Genomic DNA, 4177 nt, shown 5'->3' on the forward strand with positions numbered 1-4177 from the left:
AGCGTGATGCGCTGGTCGCGCCCCGGCGCGGCGCGGATATCCAGTACCGGCTCGCGGTGCCCTTCGTCGAGGCCGCCGCGGGGCGCGACCAGCGCATCACGCTCGCCGACGGCAAGGCGATCAGCCTGAAGCTCCCCGCGGGCGTCGAGGATGGCACGATGATGCGCCTCAAGGACAAGGGCCACCCCGGCCCCGGCGGCAATGGCGACGGGATCGTCATGGTCGAGGTCGGCACCCACCCCTTCTTCCGGCGCGAGGGCGACCATATCCGCATGGACCTGCCCGTCACCCTCGACGAGGCGGTGCGCGGCGCCAAGGTCAAGTGCCCGACGGTCGACGGCGCGGTGATGCTGACGATCAAGCCGGGCACCTCCAGCGGCACGGTGCTGCGACTGGCGGGCAAGGGCTGGACGAAGAAGACCGGCAAGACCGTTGATGGCAGGCACGAGCGCGGCGACCAGCTGGTGACGATCGAAATTCAATTGCCGCAAGATCTTGCGGCCTTGGAACAACGGCTTGACGGCTGGGTTGACCCTGCCCGCCCGCGCGAAAAGTTCGGGCTCTAGGCGCCGCACGTCGGCCGGAGGGCTGTTCCCCATGACTGCAAACGAAGCTTCCACCCCGTCTCCCGCGACCGGCGGGTCGCCCGGGGCATGGCCGGTGATCCGCCGGGTCGCGGTGAACACCTTCAACGACGGCTTCATCCACGCCGGCAACCTCGCCTATCTGTCGATGCTGGCGATCTTTCCCTTCTTCATCATCGGCGCGGCGCTGTTCGACATCATCGGCGGGCGCGAGAATGCGGAGGAGATGATCTTCGCGGTGGCGCGGGCCATGCCGAGCTCGGTCGCCGCGGTGATCGTGCCGGTTGCCGAGACGGTGATCACCGCGCGCTCGGGCTTGCTGCTGTGGGTCGGGGGCGCGGTCGCGCTGTGGACCGTCTCGAGCCTGGTCGAGACGATCCGCGACATCCTGCGCCGCGCCTATGGCCACAAGAGCGCAAGCCCGTTCTGGAAGACCCGCCTGCTTTCGGCCGGGCTGATCCTGGCGGCGGTGGTGGTGCTGATGCTGTCGCTCTTCGCGCAGGTGCTGATCGGCGGCGCGCAGGAGGTGATCGCCGCGGCCGTGCCGCAACTGGGCGAGTGGATCGGCACGCTCAGCCTGTCGCGGATCGTGCCCGGGCTCGGCCTCGCGCTGTCGCTGTGGGTGCTGTTCCTGACGCTGACGCCGCACGCCTTCCGCGGCCGGCGCTATCCCAAGTGGCCGGGTGCGGCCTTCACCGCCGCCTGGTGGCTGGCGGTCGCCGCGGCGCTGCCGGTGGTGCTGCGCGGCGCCTTTTCCTACGACGTCACCTATGGCAGCCTCGCCGGAAGCATCGTCACCCTGCTGTTTTTCTGGCTCGTTGGCCTCGGGCTCGTTATTGGCGCGCAGCTGAATGCGGCGCTGGCACAGGAATCGGCGGGCACGGCGAAGGGGCCAAGCGAGGAGAAAGCGTGATGAACGGTGTGATGGCGGGCAAGCGCGGCCTGATCATGGGGCTTGCCAACGACAAGTCGCTCGCCTGGGGGATTGCGAAGAAGCTGGCCGAACAGGGGGCGGAGCTTGCCTTTTCCTACCAGGGCGAGGCGCTCGCCAAGCGGGTTATCCCGCTCGCCGCCGAGCTCGGCAGCGATTTCACTTTCGAATGCGACGTGGCGAAGATGGAATCGCTCGATGCCGCCTTCGCCGCTTTGAAGCAGCGTTGGGACACGATCGACTTCGTGGTCCACGCGATCGGCTATTCCGACAAGAACGAGCTGCGCGGGAAGTATGTCGACACCAGCCTCGACAACTTCCTCAACACCATGAACATCTCGGCCTATTCGCTGGTCGCCATCGCCCAGCGCGCGAGCGCGATGATGCCGGAGAGCGGCGGGGCGATCCTGACGCTGAGCTACTACGGCGCCGAAAAGGTCGTGCCCCATTACAACGTCATGGGCGTCGCCAAGGCGGCGCTCGAGACCAGCGTCAAGTATCTCGCCAACGACCTCGGGCCGCGCGGCATCCGCGTCAACGCGATCAGCGCCGGGCCGATCAAGACGCTCGCCGCGAGCGGGATCGGCGACTTCCGCTACATCCTCAAGTGGAACGAATACAACGCGCCGCTGCGCCGCAATGTCACGATCGAGGATGTCGGCGGGGCGGGGCTCTATCTGCTGTCCGACCTGTCATCGGGGGTGACGGGGGAGACGCACCATGTCGATGCGGGCTACCACATCGTCGGCATGAAGCAGGAAGACGCGCCCGATATCGCGCTGTCCTGACGGCGAGGCCCCGATGCGCACCGTTCTCGTCACCGGATCGGCCGGGTTCATCGGCTTTCACCTCTCGCAACTGCTGCTGGAGGAGGGGTTCCGGGTCGTCGGCTTCGACGGGATGACCGATTACTATGACGTCCGGATCAAGCAGCGGCGGCACCAGATGCTGCTCCAGCATCCGCATTTCAGCTGCGTGGAAGGCCTGCTCGAAGACTTCGACACACTCCACGCGCTGGCGCTGGCGGAGAAGCCCGATGTGATCGTCCACCTCGCCGCGCAGGCGGGGGTGCGCTACAGCCTCGAGAACCCGCGCGCCTATGTCGACGCGAACCTTGTGGGCACCTTCAACGTGATGGAATGCGCGCGCGAATTGCAGGTCGATCACCTGCTGATGGCCTCGACCTCCTCGGTCTATGGGGCCGAGACCGAGATGCCGTTCCACGAGGGGCAAAAGGTCGACACGCCGCTGACGCTCTACGCCGCGACCAAGAAGGCGAACGAGGCGATGGCGCATTCCTATGCGCACCTCTGGAACCTGCCGACCACGATGTTCCGCTTCTTCACGGTCTACGGCCCCTGGGGGCGGCCCGACATGGCGCTGTTCAAGTTCACCCGAGGGATCCTCGAAGGCACCCCGATCGACATCTACAACGACGGCGAGATGTACCGCGATTTCACCTACGTCGCCGACCTGGTGCGCGGCATCCGCCTGCTGATCGACGCAGCCCCGGTGCGGCCCGAGACCCCCGAGGACATTCCCGCAGGCGACAGCCTCTCGCCGGTCGCCCCGTTCCGGGTGGTCAATATCGGCAATGGCGACAAGGTACGGCTGATGGACTTCATCGAGGCGATCGAGGCCGAGTGCGGGCGCGCGGCGGTGAAGAACTTCATGCCGATGCAGACCGGCGACGTGCCTGCGACCTGGGCCGATGCCTCGCTCTTGAAGGCGCTCACCGGCTACGCGCCGCAGACCCCGTTCCGCGAGGGCGTGGCGCGGTTCGTCGCGTGGTATCGGGAATATTACCGGGTTTGAGCCCTACTTCGGCGGCGGGGGGAGCTGGCCCTCGCCGGGGAGCTCGGCCTGACGCTCGCGCTCGAGCCGCTCCATGTATTCGCGCTCGATCATCTCGACACGCTCCTGCTCGGCGGCGGCTTCGGCGTCGATGGTGGAGAGGCGTTCCTGGCGCGCCTTCTCGATCAGCTGGCCGAAGCGCACGGCGTCGGCCTCCGACTTGTCCTTGTAGGCGGCCTCGACGAATTTCTGGTTGCACCCGGTGAACCCGCCGGCGCCGGCGGGCGAGCAGCTCATGGTGCCAAAATCGCCGACATACTTGATCTCCTCGACCTGCCGCGCGCGGGCGACGTTGGCCGGGTCGTCCGAATAGCGCAGGTTCGAGGGGATGCGGTAGCGCTCCTCCTCGACGAGGATTTCGCACACAACGACTTCGCCGGGCTGGGCGACGGGGCATTCGTCGGCGCTGTAGGCGATCACCATGTTGATCTTCTCGTCCGCGCTCTGGGCGAAAGCGGGGCTCGCGGCGGCGGCGAGAAGGGCCAGAGCGGCGGGGGTGGCGGGGGCGAGCAGGCGCTTCATGGTGCGGGTGTCCTCGTTGTCGCGCAAAGGCGAGGCAGCAGCCATGCCCCCGAGCGGGAGGGTTTGTCTAGGCCTGAAGGGCTGAACCGCCCGTGAAGGGGGCACAGGGCGGCAAGCGCCGACAAAATCGGGGAGCGTTGGATCGGCCCGCAGAGCCCCCTCCCCCAGCCCCTCCCACGAGGGGAGGGGAGAACAGGCCTGGTGCCATCATTCGAGCGGCCTCGGTCGCGCAGCGACCGAGAGCGCACGCGCGCGAGCCGCAGGTGCTCGATCCCGCAGGGATCGA

General features: G+C 67.4%; 5 protein-coding genes. 4 read left to right on the forward strand and 1 reads right to left on the reverse strand.

Annotation, left to right across the window (positions count from 1 at the left end):
- From AX692_RS05905 to AX692_RS05920, 4 genes are all read left to right on the forward strand, one after another.
- A partial coding sequence (locus AX692_RS05905) for a J domain-containing protein (protein WP_230961039.1) occupies nt 1-566 on the forward strand: 566 nt, incomplete at its 5' end.
- A 31-nt stretch (nt 567-597) separates the two neighbouring features.
- Entirely contained in the window at nt 598-1497 is a 900-nt protein-coding gene (locus AX692_RS05910) for a YihY/virulence factor BrkB family protein (protein ID WP_073977224.1), read from the forward strand.
- Nucleotides 1497-2303 (forward strand): enoyl-ACP reductase FabI, encoded by an 807-nt coding sequence (fabI, locus tag AX692_RS05915; protein ID WP_073975488.1) that lies wholly within the window; start codon nt 1497-1499, stop codon nt 2301-2303. The genes AX692_RS05910 and fabI overlap by 1 nt, the downstream gene beginning before the upstream one ends.
- A 13-nt stretch (nt 2304-2316) precedes the next feature.
- Nucleotides 2317-3330 carry an NAD-dependent epimerase/dehydratase family protein gene (locus tag AX692_RS05920; protein WP_073975487.1) on the forward strand — a complete coding sequence of 338 codons (1014 nt, stop codon included), beginning with the start codon at nt 2317-2319 and terminating at the stop codon, nt 3328-3330.
- A 3-nt stretch (nt 3331-3333) separates the two neighbouring features.
- Here AX692_RS05920 and AX692_RS05925 read toward each other — a convergent pair whose 3' ends face one another.
- On the reverse strand, nt 3334-3936 hold the full coding sequence (locus AX692_RS05925; RefSeq protein ID WP_230959525.1) for a hypothetical protein: 603 nt from the start codon (nt 3934-3936) through the stop codon (nt 3334-3336).
- Between the last annotated feature and the right edge of the window lie 241 nt (nt 3937-4177).

The organism is Erythrobacter donghaensis, from assembly GCF_001557325.1.
Classification (GTDB): Bacteria; Pseudomonadota; Alphaproteobacteria; order Sphingomonadales; family Sphingomonadaceae; genus Erythrobacter; species Erythrobacter donghaensis_B.

Coding starts and splice junctions, on each gene's coding strand:
- fabI (WP_073975488.1), top strand. CDS start 1,497: ATGAACGGTGTGATGGCGGGCAAGCGCGGCCTGATCATGGGGCTTGCC.
- AX692_RS05925 (WP_230959525.1), bottom strand. CDS start 3,936: ATGGCTGCTGCCTCGCCTTTGCGCGACAACGAGGACACCCGCACCATG.
- AX692_RS05910 (WP_073977224.1), top strand. CDS start 598: ATGACTGCAAACGAAGCTTCCACCCCGTCTCCCGCGACCGGCGGGTCG.
- AX692_RS05920 (WP_073975487.1), top strand. CDS start 2,317: ATGCGCACCGTTCTCGTCACCGGATCGGCCGGGTTCATCGGCTTTCAC.